Source organism: Pseudomonas parafulva, from assembly GCF_000800255.1.
In the GTDB taxonomy this organism is placed as follows: Bacteria; Pseudomonadota; Gammaproteobacteria; order Pseudomonadales; family Pseudomonadaceae; genus Aquipseudomonas; species Aquipseudomonas boreofloridensis.
Map to the genome: position 1 here is coordinate 1,911,802 of NZ_CP009747.1, position 25,728 is coordinate 1,937,529.

General features: G+C 60.9%; 13 protein-coding genes, 1 pseudogene and 1 other annotated feature. Of the genes and pseudogenes, 5 read left to right on the top strand and 9 right to left on the bottom strand.

Features of this window, described 5'->3' with window-relative positions; all coding sequences use genetic code 11:
* Positions 1–13: 13 nt before the first annotated feature.
* Entirely contained in the window at positions 14–4,465 is a 4,452-nt protein-coding gene (locus NJ69_RS08415) for an NEL-type E3 ubiquitin ligase domain-containing protein (RefSeq protein ID WP_052192051.1), read from the top strand.
* 12 nt (positions 4,466–4,477) lie between these two features.
* Here the strand turns inward: NJ69_RS08415 and NJ69_RS08420 are convergent, their stop codons facing one another.
* Positions 4,478–6,949: a UvrD-helicase domain-containing protein gene (locus NJ69_RS08420; protein ID WP_039578039.1), complete on the bottom strand. Its 2,472-nt coding sequence runs from the start codon at positions 6,947–6,949 to the stop codon at positions 4,478–4,480.
* 219 nt (positions 6,950–7,168) lie between these two features.
* Here NJ69_RS08420 and NJ69_RS08425 point away from each other — a divergent pair, with 219 nt between their 5' ends.
* On the top strand, positions 7,169–7,867 hold the full coding sequence (locus NJ69_RS08425; RefSeq protein ID WP_039578042.1) for a pirin family protein: 699 nt from the start codon (positions 7,169–7,171) through the stop codon (positions 7,865–7,867).
* A gap of 81 nt (positions 7,868–7,948) precedes the next feature.
* Here the strand turns inward: NJ69_RS08425 and pgm are convergent, their stop codons facing one another.
* The 6 genes from pgm to NJ69_RS08455 form a co-directional block, all read right to left on the bottom strand.
* Positions 7,949–9,586 (bottom strand): phosphoglucomutase (alpha-D-glucose-1,6-bisphosphate-dependent), encoded by a 1,638-nt coding sequence (gene pgm / locus NJ69_RS08430; RefSeq protein WP_039578045.1) that lies wholly within the window; start codon positions 9,584–9,586, stop codon positions 7,949–7,951.
* 84 nt (positions 9,587–9,670) lie between these two features.
* On the bottom strand, positions 9,671–11,929 hold the full coding sequence (locus NJ69_RS08435; protein ID WP_039578047.1) for an ATP-dependent DNA helicase: 2,259 nt from the start codon (positions 11,927–11,929) through the stop codon (positions 9,671–9,673).
* Positions 11,926–13,578, bottom strand: a complete 1,653-nt coding sequence (locus NJ69_RS08440) for a VRR-NUC domain-containing protein (protein WP_039583193.1) — start codon at positions 13,576–13,578, stop codon at positions 11,926–11,928. The genes NJ69_RS08435 and NJ69_RS08440 overlap by 4 nt, the downstream gene beginning before the upstream one ends.
* A gap of 81 nt (positions 13,579–13,659) precedes the next feature.
* On the bottom strand, positions 13,660–15,009 hold the full coding sequence (locus tag NJ69_RS08445; RefSeq protein ID WP_039578050.1) for an aminotransferase class I/II-fold pyridoxal phosphate-dependent enzyme: 1,350 nt from the start codon (positions 15,007–15,009) through the stop codon (positions 13,660–13,662).
* A complete protein-coding gene (locus tag NJ69_RS08450) occupies positions 15,009–16,361 on the bottom strand; it encodes a hypothetical protein (RefSeq protein WP_039578053.1) in 1,353 nt (450 codons plus the stop codon). The genes NJ69_RS08445 and NJ69_RS08450 overlap by 1 nt, the downstream gene beginning before the upstream one ends.
* Positions 16,362–16,913: 552 nt before the next feature.
* Positions 16,914–17,939, bottom strand: a complete 1,026-nt coding sequence (locus tag NJ69_RS08455; protein ID WP_039578056.1) for a zinc-dependent alcohol dehydrogenase family protein — start codon at positions 17,937–17,939, stop codon at positions 16,914–16,916.
* Positions 17,940–18,125: 186 nt separating this feature from the next.
* Here NJ69_RS08455 and NJ69_RS08460 point away from each other — a divergent pair, with 186 nt between their 5' ends.
* Entirely contained in the window at positions 18,126–19,040 is a 915-nt protein-coding gene (locus NJ69_RS08460; protein WP_039578058.1) for a LysR family transcriptional regulator, read from the top strand.
* Positions 19,041–19,155: 115 nt separating this feature from the next.
* Here NJ69_RS08460 and NJ69_RS08465 read toward each other — a convergent pair whose 3' ends face one another.
* Positions 19,156–20,139: an IS5 family transposase gene (locus NJ69_RS08465; RefSeq protein WP_080754734.1), complete on the bottom strand. Its 984-nt coding sequence runs from the start codon at positions 20,137–20,139 to the stop codon at positions 19,156–19,158.
* A gap of 285 nt (positions 20,140–20,424) precedes the next feature.
* On the opposite strand from NJ69_RS08465, the gene NJ69_RS08470 reads away from it, so the two are divergent.
* Together NJ69_RS08470 and NJ69_RS08475 are read left to right on the top strand one after the other, a co-directional pair.
* Complete coding sequence (locus NJ69_RS08470) at positions 20,425–22,845, top strand: AAA family ATPase (protein WP_052192053.1); 2,421 nt, start codon at positions 20,425–20,427, stop codon at positions 22,843–22,845.
* A gap of 219 nt (positions 22,846–23,064) precedes the next feature.
* Positions 23,065–23,970, top strand: a complete 906-nt coding sequence (locus tag NJ69_RS08475; protein WP_039578062.1) for a hypothetical protein — start codon at positions 23,065–23,067, stop codon at positions 23,968–23,970.
* 280 nt (positions 23,971–24,250) lie between these two features.
* Here NJ69_RS08475 and NJ69_RS08480 read toward each other — a convergent pair.
* Positions 24,251–25,459: pseudogene (locus NJ69_RS08480) on the bottom strand (IS3 family transposase).
* Positions 25,077–25,193 (bottom strand) — a sequence feature (AL1L pseudoknot). It overlaps the preceding pseudogene by 117 nt.
* Positions 25,460–25,728: the final 269 nt, after the last annotated feature.

A 25,728-nucleotide genomic window follows, 5' to 3' on the forward strand; every position in this document is an offset into this window, starting at 1 on the left:
GAGGAGAACCGCCATGACCCCACCCCTGCACCAACGACAAATCCTCACCGCCTTGCCGAACTGGAGCACCCAACTGCATGCCGACCACGCCCGGCAACTGCTGGGCAGTCAGCGCAAGCCTTATCTCGATGCGCAGGGTCAACCTCTGGCCTGGTATGCCGCCGCGCCAGACAGCGATCAGCGCGCCCTGGACAACGCGCTTGAGCAGCGCGACGGCAGCCTGCGCGAACTGCAGGGAGCGCTGGCGGGACTACAGGGCGTCACAGAGTTCTGCCGACCGCTGCTGCAAGCGCGTGTGCCCCGCAACGTCTCGGTGGATCGCACGTACTACCGCAGCCAAGCGGCGCGGGTTGAGCAGCCAGGGAGCTCGCCGCAGCACATGGAGTACACGCCGACTGGCAAGCCGAGACTTTCGAGTCTGCTGGAAGCGGCCCTGCACAATTTCGCCGGCCCGCTGGACACCCCTGCATTCTCCAGCCTGCAGTGCGGCGACGATCCGCGCGTGGCGCCGCCGCTGAGCCTGCGCGAGTTCATTACGCTCTGCCGCGAAGTTGATCTGGGCCGGCGCTATCAGGAGCATCTGGCCTCAATCTACGACACGGCCGATGCCCAGCGTATCCACAGTTTGTCCATTCAAGCGCGACAGGATGAGTTACGCGTGCAGACGCGCCTGGCGCAGTTGAAAAACGATATAAGCCAGCGTGAATCGGTGGCTTTGCACGCCTTCTGCGTGGCGACTGCGCCATCGAACTGCGGCTTCACGCGGATCAGTTGCCAGCGCTTGGAACTGTTCGGCATCCCCCTGCATGAACTCCTCCTGCTCACCCTGCATGGCCCGGCTGGAAACCGGCATATCCTCTATCTGCCAGGTATCCAGACGGCTGCGCTCAGGAGTTTCGCCTCGCTGCCCGAGGCCCATGCCGACCTGGTCTGTCGGCTCAAGCAGGCGACCCAGCGCCGCGCGCTGCTCGGTCTGGCCCCACTGAGCCTGCAACCTGAGTTGGCCACTCATCTGCGTAGGGCCCTGTACAGCAACCCAAACGTCAGCGACGACAGCGCGCTGCAGCCACGTGATCAAGTGCATCTGCAGGCGCAGCTCAAGGACCTGCCGGACATGCCCTGGACACACCTGCAGCAGTTGCACCTGCAGCGGATCAAGGGCGATGCACGCTGCGTCGCCGTACCGACCGCCGACGTGGATGCTCAGGCGCGCCTGCGGCGCTTGGCGTTCTGGGAGGACATTGGCCTCAGCGTCCTCAATGTGGCGGCGGCCTTCATTCCCGCCCTCAATCCGTTGATGCTGTGGATTGCCGGATCGCAGTTGGTGGGCGGGCTGTTCTATGCCATCCAGTCCTGGGAGGCTGGCGATACCGCACAGGCCCTGGCCCAGGTCGAATCGCTGCTGGTCAACGTGGCCATCGCCGGGGTCAGCGTGGGGGCCGCCAAGGTCGTGGGTGCACGTCTGGTCGATGACCTGCAACCGATCGAGGTCAACGAGCGACCGCTGTTGTGGCGACCCGATCTGGAGCACTACCGCAGCGCTGCGACGTTGCCGCAAACCCTTGCCCCCGATGCCCAGGGACTGTACTGGCAGCAGGGCCGCAGCTACATCCGTCTGCAGCAGTCCATGCATGAGGTGGTGTCGGACATGCAAGACCAGTGGTACGTCCGTCATCCCAGCGATGAACAGGCCTATCGACCGCCCTTGCAACACAATGGTCGCGGCGCCTGGCGCTTGGCATACGACAACCCGCTGGAGTGGGAAACCGACGAACTGCTCGCGCGCCAGGGATCGGTGGGTGAATCACTGAGTGCCGCCCAGCGAAACGCAGCCCTGCAAATCACGGGCCTTTCGGCCGACGTGCTACGACGCCAGCTGATCGACGGTGCCGCGCTGCCCTCCCCCCTGGAAGATCTGCTGCTGCGTCTTGAGGGGCGCGAAACGGCGTTGCCACAAGGCACGTCCGCCGCCGCACGGCTGAGCGCTCAATTCCCGGAACTGCCCGCATGTGCATTGGACGAATTGCTCGACCACGCCAGTCCAGCCGAACGCCAACGCATGGCCCCAAGCGACGGCAGAATCCCCCTGCGTGTCCTTGAAGAAGCACGCCTGCTGCAAGCGACGATACGCTTGAACAGGGCCATCCTGGGGCTGTACCAACAGCACCTGGCAACCCGCGATACCGCCTTGCTGCGCAGCGGGCTCTCAGGTGGCGCAGTAACGAGCGATGCCGAGCTGTTCGCTGTCGCGGTAAACGACCGCCCGCGCGCAAGCCACGTCTTAGGCCAGCAAAGGCGTCCTGGAGCGTTCCGCTCGCCGCTGCGCTTGAGTGAGGGCCGTGTCGGCTACCCGCTGAGCGGTCGTGGCACCCCGCTCGATCATCCCACCGCCGCCCAGCGACGACTGGCACGTCTGTTCCCTGCCGCGTCGCATAGCCAACTGCAGGATGTGCAGAAAACCCTGAGCGCCGCGGGCGATCTTGGCCAGGGCCTGCTCGACCTGGAGCGTCAGTGGCAAGACTTGCACCAGACCCTGCTGCGCTGGAAACACAGTGAGGCTGGCCTCTTCGAGAACGATGCCCGTATCGAGTGCGCCAGACGACTGTACCGTGCCTGGCGTCGGGAGACCGACGGCGAGCTGGTGCTGGACCGGATGACACTCGATGAGCTGCCCGAGCTGACGACGGTCTTCCCGACTATTCGCCACGTGCGCATCGACAGCTTGGGCCTGTTGCGCCTGCCCGCCAAGCTGTTCGAGTGCTTCCCGGCACTTGAGTCTCTCTCGATCACCGGTAACTTCGAGATCGACAGCGCCGCATTGACCGAGGCGCTGCAACAGGCGGTGAAAGTACGCAGGCTGGACCTCTCCAGCAACGCCCTGACCGACCTCGGCGTGCTGGCGCCGGCGCTGCGTGCCATGCCGCACCTGCGTCACCTGGTGCTCAGCCGCAACGCGCTGAGATTGAGCGTGGCGGACGTGGAAATGCTCGCCCAGCGGCGGTTGGACAGCCTGGATCTGCACAACAACCGGATCCAGCTCGATGCCGCGACCGCCGAGGCGTTCCAAGGACTGATCGACCTGCGCGAGCTGGATTTGAGTATCAACCCACTAACAGTGGCACCCGACGTCAGCTACATGGCACGCCTGTCACGCCTCGACCTCTCCCGGGCCAATCTCGATCGCTGGCCCGAGGGCCTGATCCTGCTCATGAGTCAGTTGCAGTATCAACTGCGCCAGGTCGATCTCTCCTTCAATAATCTGCACAATCTCGAGGCGCTCGACACGGTGCTGGCCACGCCCTTTGTACGTGATGTCGCCCAGCAACGCCCAGGGCTGCGCCTGAGCCTGCACTACAACCTGATGGATGAAGCCCCGCTGAGCCGCCTGCGCCGCAGCGGCCTGACGATCTACGAGCACGATGAGGTTCGGGCGTCGAATTGGCAGCAGTTCTACCTTGACGGACGCACGGATGAGCACGTCCAACTGTGGAACGAGTTGCACGGCATGCCAGAAAACCAGGCGCTGTTCGAGCAGTTGCAGATCGTGACCGACTCGGCCCAGGCGCAACGTCAGCCGCAGGCCATGAGTGCCCGTGCCTGGGCGATACTCGAGCAAGCGGCCGCCGACACCCGCTTGCGAGACCAACTGAACGCGGTGGCCGAGAGCTATCCGGTCACCTGTGGGGACGCCGGCACCGATGCGCTCAGCGCTCTGGAAACCGAGCTCTACCTGCACCAACTGGCCAACGACCCCACACCGCTACACAGTAAATGGCAGGCGCTGCGCAAGGTGTATCGACGCAGCCTGGTCAATCGGTTGGCCGACCGGATCGCTTTGGCACGGACCTTACGCAAAGCGGCCCTGCAAGCCGTCGAAGCCCACGCATCGATCCCTTCGCTCGATCCACTGGACGATCCCGAAGCGGTTCCCGATACCTGGCTGCGCCACGGCCTGGTCGATGATATCGAGATACGTCTGGCACTGCGCCAGAGCCTGGCAGTGATACTCGACTATCCGGAGCCTGAGGCCGGCATGCTGTACGAAAGCACTGCCAACCTCACGCCCACCGTCAGGAACAAAGTGGTCAAAGAGGTGCGACGCCTTGAAGAAAGCTCGAATCTGCGGCGCGCCTGGCTGCTGGAACAGCCGACGTGGCGGTACAGTGTGCGACGCGCCCATGAGCAGGCCTTTAGCACAAGCACGGACTTCTGGCAGCCGGGCATGGACTACCTCGACAGTTGCGTGGACGCGCTAGCGCCCAGGGTGGACCACCTATCGGCCTCGGTGAAGGCCTGTCTCGAACAGGCGCTTGGCCTGGTCTTGCCGCAAGCAGAGGGCCGCTTGAGCCCGGTTTCGCTCACCGATGCTCAGTACACCCAGGCCGCCAATGCGCTGCTGGCTGAGCAGCAGCGCGTGGAGCTGGGCTTGTTCGACAGCTTTACGCGTGAGGTGGAACAGGCATGATGCCTGCCCCGTTCAGCCTCGCAGATCGTCGAAACAGGGCAGCCGGGCATCGACCCTGCGCGCAGCGCTAGGCAGCGTCCTGGCCTCGCCATCCGGCCGCTCCACGTACCAATAGCAGTGCCTGATCGCCCTGGTCACGCCGACGTAGGCCAGGCGCTGCACTTCGTCTTTCTGCGCGGTGTCGTAGCCTTGTGCATCGCCATCGCGAGCCAAGCCTGCCAGACGGTACAGCTGGTTCTTGTGGGGTGAGCGAGTGAGGTACTGGCAATCGCCAAGCATGAAGACGGTATCGGCTTGCAGCCCCTTGGCACTGTGATAGGTCAGCAGGCGGATTCGCCGGCGCTCAGCCGGCAGTTCAGACTCCACCTTAAGTAATTGATCAATACTTTTTAAAATCAGTGTTTTATCTGAGGATTTTCGAAACAGGATTAGGATACTTTCCCCTTGTTCGTAGTGCTCGGCCACAGTGCGGCCCATGGTCTCGTCGTCGCGCTCGAATACCTTCACGGCCGACAGCGGCAGCTCGGCGGCGGCGCCGCTGGCCCTGGCTTTCTTGCCTCCGATCGCCGGCGCGCCACGCACCAAGTGCTCGGCGGCGTCGATGATGTGCTGCTGGCTGCGGTAGTTCTCGACCATCAACACACGGGTGTTGGCAGGTGATGGAAAGGTCTGGGTGAAGCCGATGAAGTAGTCGGGCGAGCTGCCGCGCCAGCCATAGATCGACTGCCAGTCGTCGCCCACGCACAGCAAGGAAGAATGCGCCGCCGTACGCCCCGTAGTCAGACTCGGACCGCGCCGGCGGATTTCAGCCAGTGTGGCGCGCAGCCAACTGACGATCTGTGGCGAGACGTCCTGGAACTCGTCGAGCATCAGGTGAGCCATCGGACGCAGCAGCGTATCAGGCAGCAGTCGTAGATTCTGCGGGTTGAGCTCGCCGAACAGCGCGAACATGCGGTTATAGGTCATGACCGGCGGCGACATGCCCAGCAGATGGTGTTCGAACGCCTTCCAATACAGCGCCAACGCTTCGAAAAATGACGCATCGACATCGCCTGACGGGAAGCTCAGGTCCGCCACCGCACGCCCTACATCGAGGCCCAGGTTCTCGATGAAACCGGCAGCGGAGACGAACGCGTCGAGCAAAGGGGCCGCTGCCAGTTCACCCTTGACCTTGAACTCGAACCCTGGCCCGGCGACGGCATCCCCGGCGAGGGAGCCGGCCAGGCGTTTGGCGCTGTCGTAGTTATCCAGCCAAATCAGTGGCTTGTCGCAGAAAGCTTGAAGCAATGTGCGCTTGACCGACCATTCTGCCCGCACCGAAAGCTTGGCGCCGGGTCGCTGATACTGAGCACTCTCGCCGGGGTCGAAGCCCAACACGACCCAGGTGTCCTGCCCTGCGAGGCGCCCATGCACGTGAAAGCGCTGCCCACGTATCTGCACGGTCTCACGGCACGGCTCGATTCCCTTGATGGGCCAGGCGCCGGCTGCGAACCACAGGTCTTCGATCACATCGCACAGTTCTTCGTCCCGCTGCGCAGCCAACTGGGTGACCTGCACGCGCTTCTGCACATCCGGATGGTCCGGATCCAACGGTTTGAGCAGCAGCGCCTCGCGACGCAAGGAGGCCACCAGTTCAGCGAAGCGTGGGCTTTCAGCGAGCAGATCGCGGTAGCACAGGTTCATGGCCTGGCGCTGGGCGTCATTCAGGCGCAGGTCGAACGCGGTACTTTCTGCCAACGCCTCGCTGCCTGCCGGCAGGTCATTGCCCAGCGTCTCGAACGCCCGCAGTTGGGAAAAGCCCGGCAGGCTGCGCACCAGCGGCAGGATGCGTGAGTGGAAGGTGCGCACCAGCTCGCGGGCAGTGGCCGGAGTCATCTCGACGTGCCACAGCCCGAACACCTGCACCAAGCGTTTGATGAAGTCCTTGCGCGACTCCCGGGTGAAGGTCACCACGGTCATGGCATCGAGTTCGAAGCCCAGGTAATGACGCAGCAGCAGGATGCGCAGCACCAGGGACGTGGACTTGCCCGCCCCCGCACCGGCCACCACGCAGGTGCTGGGCGTGTCGCTGAAGATCAGCTTCCACTGCGCCGCACTGGGCTGGGCGGTGGCCGGCAGGCGCTGGGCGACGTCGGCCTTGAAGCGCTTTTTCAGGTCGGCGGTGAGCGGCAGACGCCAATCGTCGAACAGGTTGTTGTCCTGCCCCGGCACGGCAGGCGTGTCATCGCGGCAGTCACGAATCACCAGCACCTGACGCCCGGCTTCATAGCCTTCGGCGCGCCCACGCTCGTAGCCATCGCGCACACCGTCGGTGTGTCCGCTGCGCTGGCCGACGGCGTGACCCAGGAACCAGGAATCGCGATGCTGCGCCTGTAATCGGCTCAGTCCGCGACCCAACAGGCGCGCAGCCAGGCGGCGTAGCCACGGCAACTGCGCGGGCGGGGTCAGGTCGGGCGGCGACGATGGCGGCTGCTCGTGGGACACGGTCACTCCAGGGCTAAACGAATCAGGCGAGCATGTTCCAACGATCCGCCGAAAAGTACCAGCTTCGGCTTGCAGATCAGGCAATTAGGCGATGAAACGTAGAAAGCACAGCATATTGATCAATCAACTCAGCCGATCAATCTAAGTCGATATTTACGCTTAATTTCGATATTAAATCGGCGCATCATGGCTCCATCACGAATTAACGAGGACCTCACCATGCTGCAACTGCGCCCCTTCGAGAGCCTGGGCCACGCCAATCATGGCTGGCTCGACGCCCACCATCACTTTTCCTTCGCCGAGTACTACGACCCGCAGCGTATGAACTGGGGCAACCTGCGGGTATGGAACGACGACCTGATCGCGGCCGGCAGCGGATTCCCACCCCATCCTCATCGGGACATGGAAATCATCACCTACGTGCGTGAGGGAGCAATCAGTCACCAGGACAACCTGGGCAACAAGGGCCGTACCGAAGCCGGGGACGTTCAGGTGATGAGTGCCGGGACCGGCATCGTTCACGGCGAATACAACCTGGAGCCGGTCGACACGCGTATTTTCCAGATCTGGATCGTGCCGGAGAACGTCGGTGGAGCGCCGTCCTGGGGCACTCGTCCGTTTCCCAAAGGCGAGCGTGGCGAAGGCTTCGTCACCTTGGCCAGCGGCCGTGAGGAACCCGGCGATACCCTGCGCATCCGCGCCGATGCACGCTTGGTGGCGGCCACCCTGCACGCTGGCGAAAGTGCCGAGTACCGATTCGATGAGGGGCGCCGTGGCTACCTGGTGCCTGCCAAGGGTGTGGTCGAAGTCAATGGCGTGCGCGCCCATGCACGAGATGGCGTCGCCGTCGAAGATGAACGGGTCGTGCGGGTCACGGCCATCGAAGACAGCGAGATCGTGCTGGTGGATGTCGCCTGAGGTTCTAACCCCCTGAATGCATGAATCCGAGGGCTGCAAGGCAGTCCTCGGATTCATGTTGGCGCTCATGCATCAGCGGCTTCAGCGGATCGCGGCATCCACCAAGACCTGCGCTTCCTGTACCAGTCGCTGCAGGTGCGCTTCGTCGATGAAGCTTTCGGCGTAGATCTTGTAGATGTCCTCGGTGCCCGATGGACGTGCGGCGAACCAGCCATTGGCGGTCATCACCTTCAGACCACCGATGGCCTGACCGTTGCCAGGCGCGTGGCTGAGAATCTGCTCGATGGCTTCGCCTGCCAGCTCGGTGGACGTTACCTGCTCGGGCGCCAGCTTGCTCAGCAGCGCTTTTTGCCGGGCATCGGCCTTGGCCTCTACACGGGTGGCGTAGGGTTTGCCCAGAGTGGCGGTGAGGTCAGCGTAGGCCTGGCTCGGGTTGCGTCCGGTGCGGGCGGTCATCTCGGCCGCCAGCAGTGCTGGAATCAGGCCGTCCTTGTCGGTGGCCCAGACGCTGCCGTCCAGGCGCAGGAACGAGGCGCCGGCACTTTCCTCGCCGCCAAAGCCGAGCGTGCCTTCGAACAGGCCTTGGGCGAAGTACTTGAAGCCCACTGGCACTTCGTAGAGCTCACGGCCCAGTTGTGCGGTGACCCGGTCGATCATCCCACTGCTCACCACGGTCTTGCCGACGGCTGCGTCCTGACGCCAGTGCGGGCGATGACGGAACAGATAGTCGATGGCCACGGCCAGGTAGTTGTTCGGCTGCAGCAGCCCGTCAGCAGTGACGATGCCATGGCGGTCGTGGTCCGGGTCGCAGGCGAACGCCACGTCGAAGCGCTCGCGCAAGCCGATCAGGCCTTGCATGGCGTGGGGCGAGGATGGGTCCATGCGGATCTGCCCGTCCCAGTCGACGCTCATGAAGCGGAAGGTTGGATCGACCTCGGTGTTGACCACTTCCAGATCCAGGCCATAGCGCTCGGCGATGGCCGACCAGTAGCGCACGCCAGCGCCACCCAATGGGTCGACGCCCAGGCGCAGCTTGGCGTTGCGAATCACCTCGAAGTCGATGACGTTTTCCAGGTCGGCGACGTAGTTGCCGAGGTAGTCATGGCGCTCGGTGGTCGCGGCCTGCAACGCCTGGGCGTAGCGCATGCGTTTTACGCCAGCCAGCTCGGCCGCCAGCAGTTCATTGGCCTTGGCCTCGATCCACTTGGTCACATCGCTGTCGGCCGGCCCGCCGTTGGGCGGGTTGTACTTGAAGCCGCCGCTCTGGGGCGGATTGTGCGACGGGGTGATGACGATACCGTCGGCCAGCCCCTGCTGGCGCCCACGGTTGTAGCAGAGAATGGCGTGGGACACTGCGGGTGTCGGGGTGTATTCGTCATCCTTGGACAGCCGCACCTGCACGCCATTGGCCGCCAAGACTTCGAGGGCGCTGGCGGCAGCCGGGGCTGACAAGGCGTGGGTGTCGGCGCCGATGAACAGCGGGCCATCAATGCCTTTTTCCTGGCGATACAGACAGATCGCCTGGGTGATGGCCAACACATGGTGCTCGTTGAAGCTCAGCTCGAACGAAGTGCCACGGTGCCCCGAGGTGCCGAAGGCCACGCGCTGGGCGGCGATGGAGGCGTCCGGGCGACCGGTGTAGTAGGCCGTCAACAGGCGGGGAATATCGACCAGCACGCTGGCGGGAGCCGGCTTGCCTGCCAAAGGACTGAGCGTCATGCAAAACCTCGAGTTCTACGGATGTAGGTGTTGGAACGCGCAGTGTACTGGGAGTTGCACGGCGGCGCGATGGCCACACGCCGCTCACTCGGCGATCTGCCACCAGGCGGGAAACATCTGCTGCACGCGCGGTTCGCTGAAGCGCTCGTCGATCAGAAACAACACGCCGCGATCCTGTTCCCCCCGAATCACCCGACCGGCCGCCTGGATCACCTTGCGTACGCCCGGGTACAGGTAGGTGTAATCGAAGCCGGCACCGAACTGACGTCCAAGGCGCGCCTTGAACTGTTCATTGACCGGATTGACCTGCGGTAAGCCCAAGGTGGCGACGAAGGCGCCGATCAGACGCGTACCGGGCAGGTCCACACCTTCACCGAACGCACCGCCGAGCACCGCGAAGCCGACACCCTGCCCCTGCTCGACGAAGCGCGCCAGGAAAGCTTCCCGCGCCGCCTCGTCCATACCCGGGGCCTGACACCATTGCGTCACCTCGGGGTGCCGCTCGGCGAACAGCGAAGCGACCTGCTGCAGATACTCGAAACTGCTGAAGAACGCCAGATAGTTGCCGGGTTGACGATGATATTGCCCGGCGATCAGCTCGACGATGGGGGCCAGGGAGCGCTGCCGTTGCTGGTAGCGGGTCGACACTTGGCTGACGATGTGCACCTGTAGCTGCTCGGCACGAAAGGGCGCGGCGACCTCCAGCCAGCCGGTGTGGGCGGGCATGCCCAGTAGATCGGCATAGAACCGTCGCGGGCCGAGGGTCGCCGAGAACAGCGTGACGCTGCGCGCGGCGGCCATGCGCGGTGCGAGCAAGCGCGCAGGCACCACATTGCGCAGCGTCAGCGTCGCCAGCCGCCGGCGCCGGGGGCCGTTGCGCAGTTGAATGTCGAACAGGAAGTGTTCGTCGAACAGCTCCGCCACGCGGGTGAACTGCAGGAGCTGGAAATAGAACTGCAACACCTGTGGATCGACTTGGGCAGGCATCTGTTCCAGGTGCTCCTGGATCACCCCGGTACACTGCTGCAATGCCCTGATGAAGGCGTCGGGGACCGGCTCGCTGGCGTGATAGGGGGCCTGTTGCTCTTTGTACAGGGCGTTCCATTGACGATTGAGGCGCTCCAGCACAGTGGTCAATCCGGCCGGTTTGCGTTGTCGCAGCGCCATCAACTGACCCTGATCGAGACTGGCGCTGTACATGGCCCTACCGCGCTCGACCAGGTTGTGCGCTTCGTCCACCAGCACCGCCACGCGCCACTGGTTGAGCTGGGTCAGGCCGAATAGCAGCGCGTGGGCATCGAAGTAGTAGTTGTAGTCGGCAACCACCACGTCAACCCAACGCGCCATCTCCTGCCCCAGGTAGTAAGGACAGACCTCATGGGCCAGGGCCACCTCGCGCAGCGCGGCGCGATCGAGCAGCGGCACGTGCGACGCCGCCTCGCGCGCCGCCGGCAGACGATCGTAAAAGCCCTTAGCCAGTGGGCAGGACTCGCCGTGGCAAGCGCGGTCGGGATACTCGCAAGCTTTGTCCCGGGCAATCAGCTCCAGCGCTCGCAGCCCAGGTTGTGCGGTGGCGGCGCTGATCTGGCGCAGTGCATCGAGCGCCAGAGCCCGGCCCGGGGTCTTGGCCGTGAGGAAGAACAGTTTGTCCAGTTGCTGCGGGACCATGGCCTTGAGCAGCGGGAACAGCGTACCGAGTGTCTTGCCGATGCCGGTGCTGGCCTGGGCCATCAGACAGCGCCCGGTGGCGACCGCCTTGTACAGGGTTTCGGCCAACTGCCGCTGGCCCTGGCGAAACTGCGGGTAAGGAAACGCCAGACGTTGCAAGTCGCGGTTGCGTTCGGCCTGGCGCAGGCGCTGGGCCTGGGCCCAGCCAATGTAGCGCTGGCACAGCGTCTCGAAGAAACGCTGCAGATCGTCGGCCTGCTGCTGCTCGCTGAACAGCGTCTGGCGGTCGCTGTCGATGTCCAGGTAGACCAGGGTGACCTCCATCTGCGCCAGCCCTCGCGACTGACACAACAGCCAGGCATAGACCCTGGCCTGGGCCCAGTGCAGTTGGCGGTGGTTGTCCGGCTGGCGGGCCAAGTCGCCACGGTGGGTCTTGATCTCTTCCACGCGATTGCGCACCGGATCGTAGCCGTCGGCGCGGCCACGCACACGCAAACCTTGGTACTCGCTTTCGAGCGACACCTCCGACTGATAGCCGGGGTCGCGGCGTGCAACCACCTGTCGATGGCCTTCCATGCCTTGCTGGGCGGTGGGCGACGGGGTGAAACGCAGGTCCAGATCGCCCACCTTGGCGGCGAACTCGCACAGTGCTCGGACGGCCACGCTCAGGCTCACGCCACCGCCTCGCACCAACGCACATGACACACCGCCACCGGCATGGCGTGCTCCCGACAGAACTCCAGCCAGCGCAACTGGTTGTCCTGCAGGCGATCGCCCGGCCCCTTGACCTCGATCATCTGGTAGCGCGCCTGTTCGGGCCAGAACTGGATCAGATCGGGCATGCCGGTGCGATTGTTGCGAATGTCCTGCAACAGCCGCACGAAGCAGTGCTTCAGATGCTGCGCCGGCACACAGGCCAGCGCTTGCTCGATCAGGTTTTCATTCAGCGCGGCCCAGAATACGAAGGGCGACTGCAACCCGTATTTGGCGGCGAAGCGGTCGCGGATGGTCTGGCGATAGCGACCGTCGTCGAGCTGAGCGAAGCAGGCCTCGAACAACGCGGCGCGGCGGGTCTGGAAGTCGTCGTCGTGAAGGTCCTGCGGCGCGGCTTGGTAAGGGTGGAAGAAGGCGCCGGGCAGCGGCGCGAAAACCGCCTCCCAGCACAGCAGGCCGAACAGGCTGTTGAACAGGGTGTTCTCCACATAGTGCACCTCGCCCCCGGACTGCTGCAGATGCGCACGCACGGCACGCTCGACGCCTTGCCCGGCACTGTCCAGAGGCAATTGCAGCTCGATCAGTTCCTGCACCGCCGAAGCCCTGCGCCGATGCGGTGGCCCGCCGAGCTTGCGGTTCAGGCGCGGCAGCATGCGCGCCAGTGCCTGCACCTCCAGCGGGTTGGCCGGCGCCTGGGCCATGTGCCGAGCAAGTGCATGCGCCCTCTCCCACTGCTCGCTGCGCTCGAACACCCGCACCCGACGAATCCGCGCCTGCGGGTGGGCGAGCCCTTCATACACCGCAGCCGCCTGCGCCCAGTCACCCAGGCGCTCACAGCGCTGGCCGATGGCATACAGCAACCGGGTGCGGCGCCGCGCCAGCCAAGGGTTGTCACTGACCAGACGACCCAACAGCAGCACCAGCCCCTCCGGCGCCTCGCCCTGCTCCAGTCGCTCGGCGCAGGCGTGCAGCGCCATGGCCAGATCGACATCGGCGCGCTGGCGCAGGGCGCGCGAGTCGCGGCTGAAGCTGACCTGCTCGTAGCGCAGCAGCCCCAGATCGGCCAGCACGAATTCGGACCAGTCCTGATACAGGTTGCCGAAGAACAACAAGCGTAAGCGGTCGCACAACGGTTGCAGGCGCCAATGCAGGATGCGCACCGGCGCCTCGGCGTACCAGGCGTGCAACGGGCGCTCGACCAATTCCAGCGCTTGCAGCTCAGCCAAAAGTCGCGCTTTGGTGGCCTTGGGCTGGCTGAGGTGGCCGGCGAAGCAGCACGCGAGTTCGTCCTTGCGCAGCAGCGCGAACAACTGCTCCAACGTCAGCACCGGTTCTGCACAGACCCAGCCGAGGCTCAGCAACGGCGCCAGGGCCTGGGCGGTATCGCCGATCTCGGCATAGTGCAGGCGATCATCGCGAAACAGCTCGCCCTTGCGCATCACCATGCGCACCAGCAGGGCCTGGGCAGGCTGGGGCAGGCCTGCAAACTGTACGAGAAACGCCTGATCTTCGGCATCGAGCAGGTCGGCATAACGTTGCTCGACCCAGCGCAGCACTTGCCGGAAGTTGTGCAGGTAATAGAACGGGTCGTCGACGGAGTGGGCAATCACGGCGAAGGATCGGAAGCTGAACAAAGAAGCACTGGTTATACATACAGATCGCCGATTCTGGCAAGCGCGCCGGATCGGCGGTCATCCCGCAACCGGCTGGTCGGCACCGTGGAGGTCTGACAAGGCTCGGGCCAGCTCCGCGAGCGCCTGACCCAGTGCCGCTGCATCGTCGCCCTCCCAGCTCAGCGCCAGGCACTGTCCAAACAGCCCCTGCACACTGAACCGAGTACCGGCAAGCACCCGCAGCGCCGGACTGTGCAGGCGGGCGCAGAGGCTATCGATGTCGATGGAACGATGCAAACGGCACCATAGCGTGTATCCGCCCTGCGGTGCAGCATAGGCCAGCCAGTCACCGAGGTGGTGCTGATCCATCAACTGGCAGAGTGTCGCCATGCGCCCTCGCAGCGTCGATCGGACCTGCTCAAGCTGGCTGTCCAGATCGGACCGGCTCAGCACACGCGCCAAAGCCAACACACGTCGGGGTGGAAGCCGGAAGTTGCGCCGCGCGATGGCTTCGCGCACCTCAGCATGCGGGCTGAGCAGATAGGCAATGGGGGCTTCTGCGCCGACAATCGCCTCCAATGTGCCGTGCACCAACAGCCGGCGCGGGTCCACCCAATCGCGAAGGTGCGATGCCGGCGATCCTGCGAAACACTGTTCGCTGTCCTGTTCGCTCTCCAGCAGCCAAACCCCATGAAGGCCCAGCAAGCGTGCCAACTCGCGTTGTTCGTCAGGCGAAAGCCAGCGCCCGGGCGGGCTGGCAAGGCAGGCGGGCATTACTACCAAGTGCACCTTTTCCGCCTCCAGCAGCCGCGCCAGTGCGTCGAAGTCCGGCACCTCAAGGGGCCACTCCACAATCCGCATGTCCAATTGCTCAAGCACCTGAACGTCTCGTGCGCAACAGGGCGTGGCCACCAGGATCGTGCTGCCCTGCAGATTCAAGGCGTGCAACGAGGTATAGAGCAATGCCGGTAAGTCGGGCGACAGACTGACGTCTTCGGCCCGCCAGTAACGGCTTGATGAATGCGTCAGCCGCGCGGCAATCGCGCGGCGCAGCACCGCCTGAGCGACCCGCTCCTCCTGCGCCTGACCACCCAGCCGCCGCTCGTGGGCCAACAGCAACGGTTCGAGGGTCGCACAGGGTGGCGGGGAACCGCTCAAAGGCAGGACCTGGTGATGAACTGTCTCATTGGGCCCCAGGTGCGCGGGTCGAGCGTAATAGCCCGACTTGGGCACCGTATGTACGCGACCCTCGGCCTCCAGCAGGCTGTAGGCGCACTGCACGGTAGCCAGCGAAACGCGCAGCCGTCGTGCCAAATCGCGCAACGAAGGCAGACGTTCATCCTCAGCCCCCCGCATTTGCGTGATCTGCGTCAGCAGATAGCGATAGACCGCCTGATAGGCGAACTCCCCACGTACCGAACGCCCCATCAGCAGGCAATCGGCGCGGTGACGCCTACGCGCAGCATCGGTGGTAGCACCAGGCGCAGACGCGCATCGCGGCGAGCCACTCGGTGCATCAGCCGCGCGGCCGTCGGCTCGATACGTCCGTTATAGATACCGCGCAGTTGAGCCAGGCTCAGCCCACTGGTATCGAGCAACCACTGCACCACCGCTTCCGGGCACGGCTCGCCCTGAAGCGCCCGGTGCAGATACGGCAGCGCCACACGCATGGCCGGATGACAGCGCTGGACGAAGGCCGCCAATCCTTCGCCTCGCTCGGCAAAGGGGGCGAACAGCAGGCAGGTGGACTGAACGTCGTCGATGCCGAAAGCGCGCTGGAGCATGGCGTGCCCTGGCTCGCTTGCCAACCACGCGGTATCGCTGGCGCTTCCCAGCCAGTGGGTGCGCAGGCGTTGCAAGTGCGCCAGATAGGCAGGATCGGAGAACGCGGCCAGAGGTGTCGGGCTGGCAGATGATGCCGCGCCGAGGCCCAGCGCCTCGACCAGATGATCATCGTCGCGCCGCTCGTTGAGCAGGTCATCGACGGCGATGATGCGCAGCGCCAATTTGCCGTTACGTCCGTAAGGCACAGGATCCGGCCGCTGCAGCGGAGAGGCTAGCGTGCAGTGCATGCGCCCGAGCAACTCGCACAAGGCACCTGCACAGCGATGCAAGGCCGCGTCACCACGCTCACCGCTGACACGCATGGCGGCGCGGCTCCAGGCCAGGAAGCGCTGACGCTGTCGCAGGGGCACGGCAGTGATCACGGCGCTGGGTTGCGCCACGCGCTGCAATAGCATGCGCACGGTATCGCCCAACTCCAGGTGCAAGCGACTGCCCAGCACCGCCTCAGGCTGGCCTGCACACAAGTGGCCGAACATCAGCAAGGCGTCGCGGTCGGCTTGCTGCGACTCGGCTGTACACGAAGGGTCGCGACTGAACGGCTGCACGTAGCCTGCACCTGCCAGCAGCAACTCGACCCGCGGGTCGTCATGCAGAAACAGTGCGCCGAAGGTTCGTTCCAGGTGGTCGAGCAGCGTGTCGGTCAATGCCGGTCTGGCATTGACGACCACTTGCAGGCGAAAGGTCTCAGGGCCGCGCAAGGCAATACTCAGTTGCGCCGCCCGTAGAAACGCCAACAGACTGACATTGCTGCGGTCGTGCCCCAGCAACACCAACAGCCGGAAATCGCGCAGATACTCGACGCCGCCAGCCGACACCAGCAGCCGCTGAATCATCAACTGAACCGAGGCACGCTGGGCTTGGGTCATATGGTCGAGCAACCGCTCCAGCACTTGCTGATAGATGTAGTGCATTGCTTGATCATGGATACTGCTCATGTGTTCCACTCCATTCCTTGAGCGCAATAAAGCCTCGGGTCATCGAACTGCTGAATATGCTTTGTTCAGCATTCCGGAGATTTCCTACAGCTAACTAGGAAAACTTGAAGCAGCTTCTCGCAACTATTTTGGGTTAGTGACGCGCCACAGCTTCAATCCCCGCGCTCGCTAGCCGAAAACTGAAGCAACTGGCCACTCCGCAGGCGTTCAGCCTGGGTGTCACAGGGCCATTATCGAGGGTTGTACGCTGAATAACAGATACAGATGAGCGTAAAAAAACCATTCAGATAGTCGTAATTCAAAGGTGACTATAGAGATTAAGCCCCTTGTTTAAGGATATGAGCCGCCGCATGAGATGCCGATAATATTGCATGCGTTTTAGATATCAGATACACACTAAATATTTGTAGGAAGTTTCAGTGCTTGACCAGCAAACGAACAGTCTATGCGCATCAATGCAAAAAGCCGCCCCTGTAACCCCGCGCCCGACAGGGCACATAGTGGGATTACAGGGGCGGCTGTCGGGGGCACCCAATCAGCGCATCGCTTCGATCAGGGGGCGGCCCCCAAGTCCAGCACGATTCGTCCGCCGCACGGGCAATCATCCATGAGGCGGTGCGCCTGCACGAAATCATCGAAGGGAAAGACCCTGATGATCTGTGGCGTCAGCAGTTTGTCGGCAGTGAACTGGTTGATATCGCGCAGCGCGCGCTGCATCGCCACCTGATCCTGAGCAATGCCCAGCTCAGGCTTGCCGGTGAAGTTGCCGATGCAGTGCACATGGAACTGGATGTTCTTCTGAAACGCCGCACACGCCGGGAAAGGCGTCTGGTTGCCGCCTTGCAGGCCATAAAGCACCAGGCTGCCACGCGGCGCAAGGACATCGCCGAGCAGTGACATCTGCGGACCGCCCATGCCGTCGAGCACCATATCCACGCCGCGGCCATCGGTGTACTTGCCGATCTGCATCAGCAAGTCCTGCTCTTCGGTGACGATCACCTTGTCAGCGCCCAAGCCCAGCAGATAGTCGCGCTGCTCGGGCTCCTTGGTGGCCGCGATCACCTTCAGGCCCAGGGCCTTGCCCAATTGCACGAAAGCCGGGCCTGCGCAGTGGCTGGCATCGGTCACCAGCGCCGACTGCCCGGCCTTGGCCCGTGCCAGGTCGACATAGGCGAAATAGGCGATCAGCAGCGGCGTGTAGTGCACGCTCGCTTCGATGGGCGTCAAATGTTCGGGGTAGCGGGTGATGGCCGTGCGCGGCAAAACGATGACATCGCCGTACACCGGATGCTCGTTCGGGCTGGTGGCCGGGAAGCTGGCGACGCGGTCGCCCACCGCGATGTCATCGACACCCTCGCCGACCTGGGTCACCACCCCGGCCATTTCATGACCGATACCGGCCGGCAGTCGCGCGTGGGACGGCGCCAGGTTCTGCCGCCAGAGCACGTCGTACCAACTCAGGCCAATGGCCTGGACGCGCACCTGGACTTCGCCGGCCGCCGGCGACGGCTCGGGCTGCTCTTCGCAGCGCAGCACGTCGGCCGGGCCGAACTTGTGGAACCGGATCATGCGGGACATCGCATACCTCGCCTGTGTGAATCTCGTATTACCACGAACTTTATCGGGGCTTTGCCGGTTAGACCATCAGTGGCCATTAATAGTCGACATGCCTGCGATTGATCCGAGGCCGGTAAATCCGTGCAGGTTAACAGCCTTTGGCCGTACTATTCATCCCGACCCACCAGAGCAAGGCGACACGCACCGATGAATCGCAACGACCTGCGCCGAGTAGACCTCAACCTGCTGATCGTGTTCGAAACGCTGATGCACGAGCGCAGCGTGACCCGCGCCGCCGAGAAATTGTTTCTCGGCCAGCCGGCGATCAGTGCGGCGCTGTCACGCCTGCGCAACCTGTTCGACGACCCGCTGTTCGTGCGTACCGGCCGCAGCATGGAGCCCTCGGCCCGCGCCCAGGAGATCTTCGCCCTGCTCTCTCCCGCGCTGGACTCGATCTCCACCGCCGTCAGCCGCGCCGCCGAGTTCGACCCCGCCACCAGCACCTCGGTGTTTCGCATCGGCCTGTCCGACGACGCCGAATTCGCCCTACTGCCGCAGTTGCTCAAGCGGATCCGCGCCGAAGCGCCGGGCATCGTCCTGGTGGTGCGCCGGGTCAACTACCTGCTGATGCCCACCCTGCTGGCCTCCGGCGAAATCTCGGTGGGCGTCAGCTACACCGCCGACCTGCCCGCCAACGCCAAGCGCAAGGTCCTGCGCCGCAGCAAGCCCAAGCTGCTGCGCGCCGACAGCGTACCCGGCGCCCTGACCCTGGACGACTTCTGCGCCCGCCCGCACGCGCTGGTGTCGTTCGCCGGCGACCTGTCCGGCTTCATCGACGAAACCCTGGAAACCCTTGGCCGCAAGCGTCATGTGGTACTGGCCGTGCCCCAGTTCAACGGCCTGGGCACCCTGCTCGCGGGCACCGACATCATCGCCACCGTGCCTGACTACGCGGCAGAGACGCTCACCGCGGCGGGCGGACTGCGAGCCGAGGACATGCCGCTGGACGTGCAGACGTTCGAGTTGCACATGGCGTGGCGTGGCGCGCAGGACAACGATCCGGCGGAGCGGTGGTTGCGGTCGCGGATACAGATGTTTTTTGGGGATCCTGACAGTCTCTAGGGAAACTCCGAACAAGTTGCCATCAGCCGAAAATTGACGGCATGAGGATGCCGAAAAGCCCGATTTTCAGCCGCTAATTATTGGATAACCAAGGCACAGCCTTGGTTTTCTGCCCTCACGGGCGCACCTCTCCCGCTCCAGGCAATAATTGCCGGCGTACCATCCACAGATTCGACAGGGCAAACAGCGTGGTCAGTTGCGCCGTGTTCTTGGCCAAGCCACGGAAGCGGGTTTTCACATAGCCGAATTGGCGCTTGATCACACGGAATGGATGTTCGACCTTCGCTCGCGTCTGCGCTTTGACCTTCTCGATCTTGCGTCTGGCTTTGTAGAGCACGCTTCGTTTGCTCAAGTATTTATAGGTGCTACGACGAGCCGCAATCTGCCAGATTACCGGCCTTCCTTCATGCTCCGGCCGCTTCTCCATGCCGGTATAACCCGCGTCGGCACAGATAACATTTTCATCGCCATGCAACAGGTGACCGACCTCCGTTACATCGGCCACATTCGCCGCTGTACCGTGGACGTGGTGCACCAGGCCCGACTCAGCATCGGCACCGATATGCGCCTTCATGCCAAAGAAATACTGATTACCTTTCTTCGTCTGATGCATCTCGGGATCGCGTTTACCTTCCTTGTTCTTGGTCGAACTGGGTGCGTGGATGATGGTGGCGTCGACGATGGTGCCCTGGCGCAACGACAGGCCCTTGTCTCGCAGGTAATTGTTGATGGTTTCCAGAATGCCCGCCGCCAAGTGATGCTTATCCAGCAGGTGCCGGAAATTCATGATCGTCGTGTCTTCGGGGATCGGAGCGCTGAGCGTCAGACGAGCAAACTGGCGCATCGAAGTAATCTCGTACAGTGCCTCTTCCATGGCTGGATCGCTCAACGAGAACCAGTTTTGCAGCAGGTGAATGCGCAGCATGGTTTCCAGTGGATACGGCTTGCGGCCACCGCCAGCCTTTGGGTAGTGAGGCTCGATCAACGCCACCAACCCGCTCCACGGAACCACCTGTTCCATCTCGGCCAGGAAACGCTCGCGACGGGTTTGCTTGCGCTTACCGGCGTACTCGAAATCGGAAAAGCTCATCTGGCTCATGGGATGGCGGGCTTGTAGAAGGCAGTTGGACGGAGGGCTATTTCAGCACAGGTCAGATGGCCTGTGCTGACTTGATCGGAGAATCCCTAGCCCGATTAATAACATGAGCCGCTTCCGGTTACGCCTTCGGATAAGTCATCCAAGTCAACGTTGGAAACGCTTAATTATCAATGGCTTATACGCATTAAAAAAACTTCATATTGCGAACTCTAACGGTCGTTTATATGCTGGCCTGGTGCCACACACCCAGCCGACCTAGGACGCACAGGCGAAAGGACCGCAACCATGATCACGAAAATAAAAAAATTAAAAAATTTTGGCATCTTCAGGGACTACAACGGCGACAGCACCCAGACGTTCGGAAAATTCAATTTAATTTATGGCTGGAATGGAAGTGGCAAATCCACACTCTCCAAATTATTTGAATCATTAGAGAAGCGCCGTAATTTGCAGGCCGCCGCCGACGCGAACTGCGAGTTCTCCGTTATGCTAAGCAATGAAGCCTCCATCACCGAAAAAACGATTACCCAGTCAAGTGCCGCTGTACGCACCTTTAACGCGGGCTTCATAAAAGAGAATATTGATTGGGACAACTCGGTCAAAAGCATCCTGTTAGTCGCAAAAGAAAAAATTGATGATCGAAAGCAGCTTGAAGCCCTAAAAAATCAGCAAGAGGCTGATTTGAAAGCCATTGAAAAATCGAATGGTGACGCATCAAAGGCCACGGCCGATCTGCAAAAATTCTTGACGGACAGTGCAAAACGAACCAAATCCAGCCTTCAAATTATCGGCACCGAAGATAGTCACTACCTCAACTACAATCGTACGAAGCTGGAAAGCTTCATTGCAGCCCATTCAGATGCGGTTCGTGACTCCTCTTCAATTCTTCCAAATGACGAGCTGGTATCCCTGGTCGTGGCGGCCAAGCCAGTGTCAAAACCGCAAGTGCCAAGCATCACTACCAGGCTTGAAGCAGCGAAGCTCAATGACGCACAGTCCCGCCTTCAAGCTCTCCTCAAACAAACTGCAACTAGCATCGTGTTATCCCGCCTCAAAGACAATCCAGATATCCAGGCATGGGTGCAGACCGGCCTAGGAATTCATGACAACCACAAATCCGGAAATTGTGAATTTTGCGGAGCCAAACTTTCTCAGGCTCGACTTGACGAGATCAATGCGCATTTTAGTGACGAGTACCGTCAGTTTCAGGCGCGCCTCGTCAGCGCTGAGCAGTGGCTGAAGCAGCAACTCCTCGACGTAGTGGACCTAAGCCAAGGCGACCAGTTATACGAGGAGATGCAAGAAGAGTTTGCCACTGCCAAGGCTCTGCTAGTGACCCACGTTACGAGCATCAACAGTGGGATCGATCACTGGCAGGAGCTTCTACAGGAGAAAATTGCCGATCAGTTCAGGACTGAGTTCATCGTGCCGGCTATCGACCCAGCAGCATATGCTGGCTTCGATGCTGCCCAAGTACAGATGAATAATCTGATAGCCCGCCACAACAAGAAGACAGAGGACTTCGCGAAAGAGACGGGAGCCATCAAGCGTAAGATTGAGCTTCACTATGCAGCGATGGAGGTCAAGGCATTCGGCTATTTCGCCAAGATCCAAAAACGTGATGCTTTCTCAAAGCAGGCATCCGAAGTCCAGTCAAAAACCAATGCCCGTCTGCGAGAGATCCTGGCGCTTGAGGCCTCTCTGTCAAATGAGGTACTGGGCGCTGAGGAGTTCAACAAACATCTTCACAATTTCTTGGGTCGGTCTGACCTATGCCTTCGATTCAACCCTCAGTTGCTTGGCTATGAAATCAACCGAGGTAGCGAACAACGCCATGCAAAAGACCTGAGCGAGGGAGAAAAAACTGCGATAGCTTTCGTATACTTTATTACGAAGCTTTCGGAAGGCGACAACGACATTGCAAAGTTAATTATTACAGTTGACGACCCAATTTCCAGCTTTGACTCCAACCACCTATTTCACGCTTACTCCTACTTACGCCATCATTGCACGCCAGCGCTTCAGCTATTTATCCTAACCCACAACTTTAACTTCTTTAAGCTCGTCAGAGACTGGCTTGAGGGTAACAATATAAACCGAAAAAACAGGAGGCCATCCCGCCCAGCCAACAGTTTCTTCTACATAGTCGAAGCCAACACTGGCAACCCAAGAAAATCGACCCTAAGAGATGCACCTAAGAGCCTTCACGCTTATAGCTCGGAGTATCACTATATCTTTGGGCGTCTTTACACCTACAAGGAGCAAGCGCAGATTGATCGGGATGAGGCGTTTCTTACAGCCAACCTAGCTCGCAAAATCCTTGAGGCCTTCTTTAGCTTCAAGTTCCCGCTACACAAAGGAGATATGGCGACGCTCTTCCAGCAGGGGCTCAGTGGATGTACATTGACTACATCTCAAACCAAGGAAAAAATTTACCGCTTCATTAACAAATACTCACACAACGCACTGATTGAGATCGGAGAGGATTCTCCGGAGAATCTCGTTGGTGAAAGCCACAATATCATCGCAGACATTTTCACATGGATGAAAGAAGTCGACTGCACGCATTATGAGCAGATGGTCTCGGCTTCTGGCTTCGATGCTATGGCCCTAGCCGAATCGGTTGCACCTCCAACAGAGGGCGTGCCTAGTGTACCAATCGTTGCGGGAGGTGAGACGGGGGCAGCTGCTGTACCACAAAGCTAGGCGCTGCCGTCATCTGAAGGTTGCAATAGCCAAGCTGCAAGGGTGCGCAACGGGGGGGGGGCCGGTTCACAATCGTAGCACCTAGTCGAGTGCGCTCAGTCGATGTGCCGCCCCTACCGCTCCGCAGCTTACCCACAAATTGCCATGCCCAGAAGACTCCCGTTATGATTCATGGCTATGTGCCACAAATGACAGTGGTGCCCTGTATGAGGGATGGCTATGGCGGGTGTATGGGAGGCAACGGGTGGAGTGTTTTGGAGTTCAGCGCCGCTGTTGCCTAGTTTAAACTTCGTGCGTGATTTCGGCTGGTTTTCATTCTTCATGACGCTCGCGGCTACCTTAGCCGGTGCTTTTGCTGGAGCCTGGGCGGCGCAACGCAACAATGAGAAAGCGAAGAATATTGAGGCTATAAAAAAGGAAATCCAGGTATCAAATCGCGGAATTATGCTTACACTCTCCTCATTCAACGTGGCACTGGCAATCAAAAAGCAGTATGTTAACGATCTGAAAGAGCAATATGAAAGCGAACTCAAGCGCCTTAGTGAATATAGGAATACGCGCCCTCGACCGCCAAAGCCTTTTGAAGCAGTCCTGATGCTGCACCAAATTCAAACGATGAACTTCCCAGTTGAGGCCTTGCAAAATGTAGTCATGAACCAAAGCTCAGACAAGGCTTTACGCGCACTCACGTCTTTGAGCGAGTCGATTGAACTACTGAACAACGCCATCACTAGACGAAATGAATTGATCGAAAGTTTCAAAGCAGGAGCCATTCCGCATGGCTACACTCTGGACGCTATGTATTTTGGTCTACCCGTCAACGGAAATACCAACAAAGAGTACGGCTCATCTATTCAAGGCATATTTTTGTACAACAACGATGTAATTTTCTACTCACTAAAGCTTTGTGAATATCTTCGAGAGCACGCAGTTAGGTCCGCCAAAAAGCATAAAGATTTAACAAAAGCCAAGGCAAGCGTGTGCGAGTTTGATGTCAGCGAAGCAATAGAAAACGGGTTAATCCCAGATGATCCCGCACACAAAAAATGGGAAGAAGCGTTTATAGAGAAGGAAGATGATGCAGAAGGCAATAAAAAGTGGTACACATTTCGCATTCGAAGATGAATTTGCGATGTGCAGATTCTGCACATTGCAATCCGAACAGCCTCGACAGCACGTAAGGTGACGCCCCCATACTTGATAGGAAGCCACGATGCGCCTGGTTTGAGCCTTCTCACATACCTAGTCGCTTTTCACACCATAGCGACGCGCCTCTCTCGGAGAATCTGCCTGGCTTGTCGCTCTTGAGTGAATTCGTACCTGGCCTCAGCGTCTATCGACTTTCGCATTGCGTACTCAATGCTTTTGAACCGCCCCGGGTATCGCGGAGGGTATTTTGTTAGAGTCAGGCAGCAATGGGGATGGCTACCTGACCTTGCTCGTATAGTGCCTCAAACTCTGCTGGTGGCCTATTTCCAATCGGCTCCAGCAGGCGCTGATGGTTGAACCAGTTCACTCATTTCAGCGTTTCCCACTCCAGGCTTTCCATGCTTTTCCATGGACCTCGCTCATGGATCAACCCGGTCTTGTAGAGTCCCTTGATGGTCTCGACCATGGCGTTGTCGTAGCTATCCCCGACGTTGCCAACCGACGGCTCTATACCGACTTCACCCAATCGTTCACTGTAGCGAATCGACAGGTATTGTAAGCCCCTGTCGCTGTGATGAACCACCCGGTGAGGCTCGGGCCTACGGGCGTGAAGCGCCTGCTCAAGTGCATCCAGGACAAACTACGTGCGCATGTGTCGGCTGATACGCCAGCCGACGATAAATCTCGAGTAGACATCCACGATGAATGCGACATGGGCAAATCCCTGCCAGGTTGAAGCGAAGGTGAAGTCGGCAAACCAGAGCTGATTGGGGCGTTCGCCGGTGAACTGGCGCTTAACCAGATCCCTGGGATTGGCATTACCCGCATCTGCTAGCGTGGTCTTCACGGACTTACCGCGCATGGCACCATGTAGCCCATTGCCCGCATCAACCGCTTCACTGTACCGCGCGCCACAGCCTGGCGCTCGCGTAGCATCTGCCGCCAGACCTTCCTGACGCCATAACCTCGTAATTCTCCTGCCAGACGCAGCGGAGCTGCATGGCAAGCGCCTCGTCACGAATCGCTCGGGCAGAGCGCCGTGAGCGGTCGCGTAAACGTGCAGCATGGCGCCGATAAGCCGATGGAGAGACTTGCAGCACATGGCAAAGTGGCTCGACCCCAAAGGCTTTGCGGTGCTTGTCGATGAGCGACCAAATCACTTCAAACGGCGGTCGAGCTCCGCCTGGGCGAAAAAAGCGCTGGCGACCTTGAGGATCTCGTTGGCACGCTTGAGCTCACGAATTTCACGCTCCATCGCTTTGATCCGGGGATCCTCCGGGGCACTGGACTTTGCAGGGGAAGAATCCTTGCGAATCCAGTTGCTCAATATCTGGGCGGTGCAACCGATCTTGCTCGATACGGCCTCGATGGCTGCCCACTGAGAGTCGGGCGACTCACGGACTTCGTAGACCATTCGCACTGCGCGCTCATGGATTTCGGGGGAAAACTTCGATGGGTTCGACATAGTGACTCCAGTGTCTCAAAAGGTGGAGCCTCCTCGATAATCGGGGCGGTTCAGTTTGTAGGCTCGATTAAGCGAAGAATTGCCCGTCAATGATGCCCGCTGTCTTCGGAGCGCCCTCCAGCACCGAACCGATCTTGTAGAGGTGCGTAGCGATGTCGATGTCGGATTTAGACCTCACTGCTCCGCCATGGAGCACCCATAAGAATGGGCTGATCAGCATTTCCCGAACACTTCAAGACTATCAGCATCAGGCTGACCAGCATCCGATC

What these genes read in the sequence shown, in the direction of transcription:
- NJ69_RS08415 (WP_052192051.1), top strand. Translation starts at nt 14, where the DNA reads ATGACCCCACCCCTGCACCAACGACAAATCCTCACCGCCTTGCCGAAC.
- NJ69_RS08425 (WP_039578042.1), top strand. Translation starts at nt 7,169, where the DNA reads ATGCTGCAACTGCGCCCCTTCGAGAGCCTGGGCCACGCCAATCATGGC.
- pgm (WP_039578045.1), bottom strand. Translation starts at nt 9,586, where the DNA reads ATGACGCTCAGTCCTTTGGCAGGCAAGCCGGCTCCCGCCAGCGTGCTG.
- NJ69_RS08445 (WP_039578050.1), bottom strand. Translation starts at nt 15,009, where the DNA reads ATGGGGCGTTCGGTACGTGGGGAGTTCGCCTATCAGGCGGTCTATCGC.
- NJ69_RS08450 (WP_039578053.1), bottom strand. Translation starts at nt 16,361, where the DNA reads ATGAGCAGTATCCATGATCAAGCAATGCACTACATCTATCAGCAAGTG.
- NJ69_RS08455 (WP_039578056.1), bottom strand. Translation starts at nt 17,939, where the DNA reads ATGTCCCGCATGATCCGGTTCCACAAGTTCGGCCCGGCCGACGTGCTG.
- NJ69_RS08460 (WP_039578058.1), top strand. Translation starts at nt 18,126, where the DNA reads ATGAATCGCAACGACCTGCGCCGAGTAGACCTCAACCTGCTGATCGTG.
- NJ69_RS08465 (WP_080754734.1), bottom strand. Translation starts at nt 20,139, where the DNA reads ATGAGCCAGATGAGCTTTTCCGATTTCGAGTACGCCGGTAAGCGCAAG.
- NJ69_RS08470 (WP_052192053.1), top strand. Translation starts at nt 20,425, where the DNA reads ATGATCACGAAAATAAAAAAATTAAAAAATTTTGGCATCTTCAGGGAC.
- NJ69_RS08475 (WP_039578062.1), top strand. Translation starts at nt 23,065, where the DNA reads ATGGCGGGTGTATGGGAGGCAACGGGTGGAGTGTTTTGGAGTTCAGCG.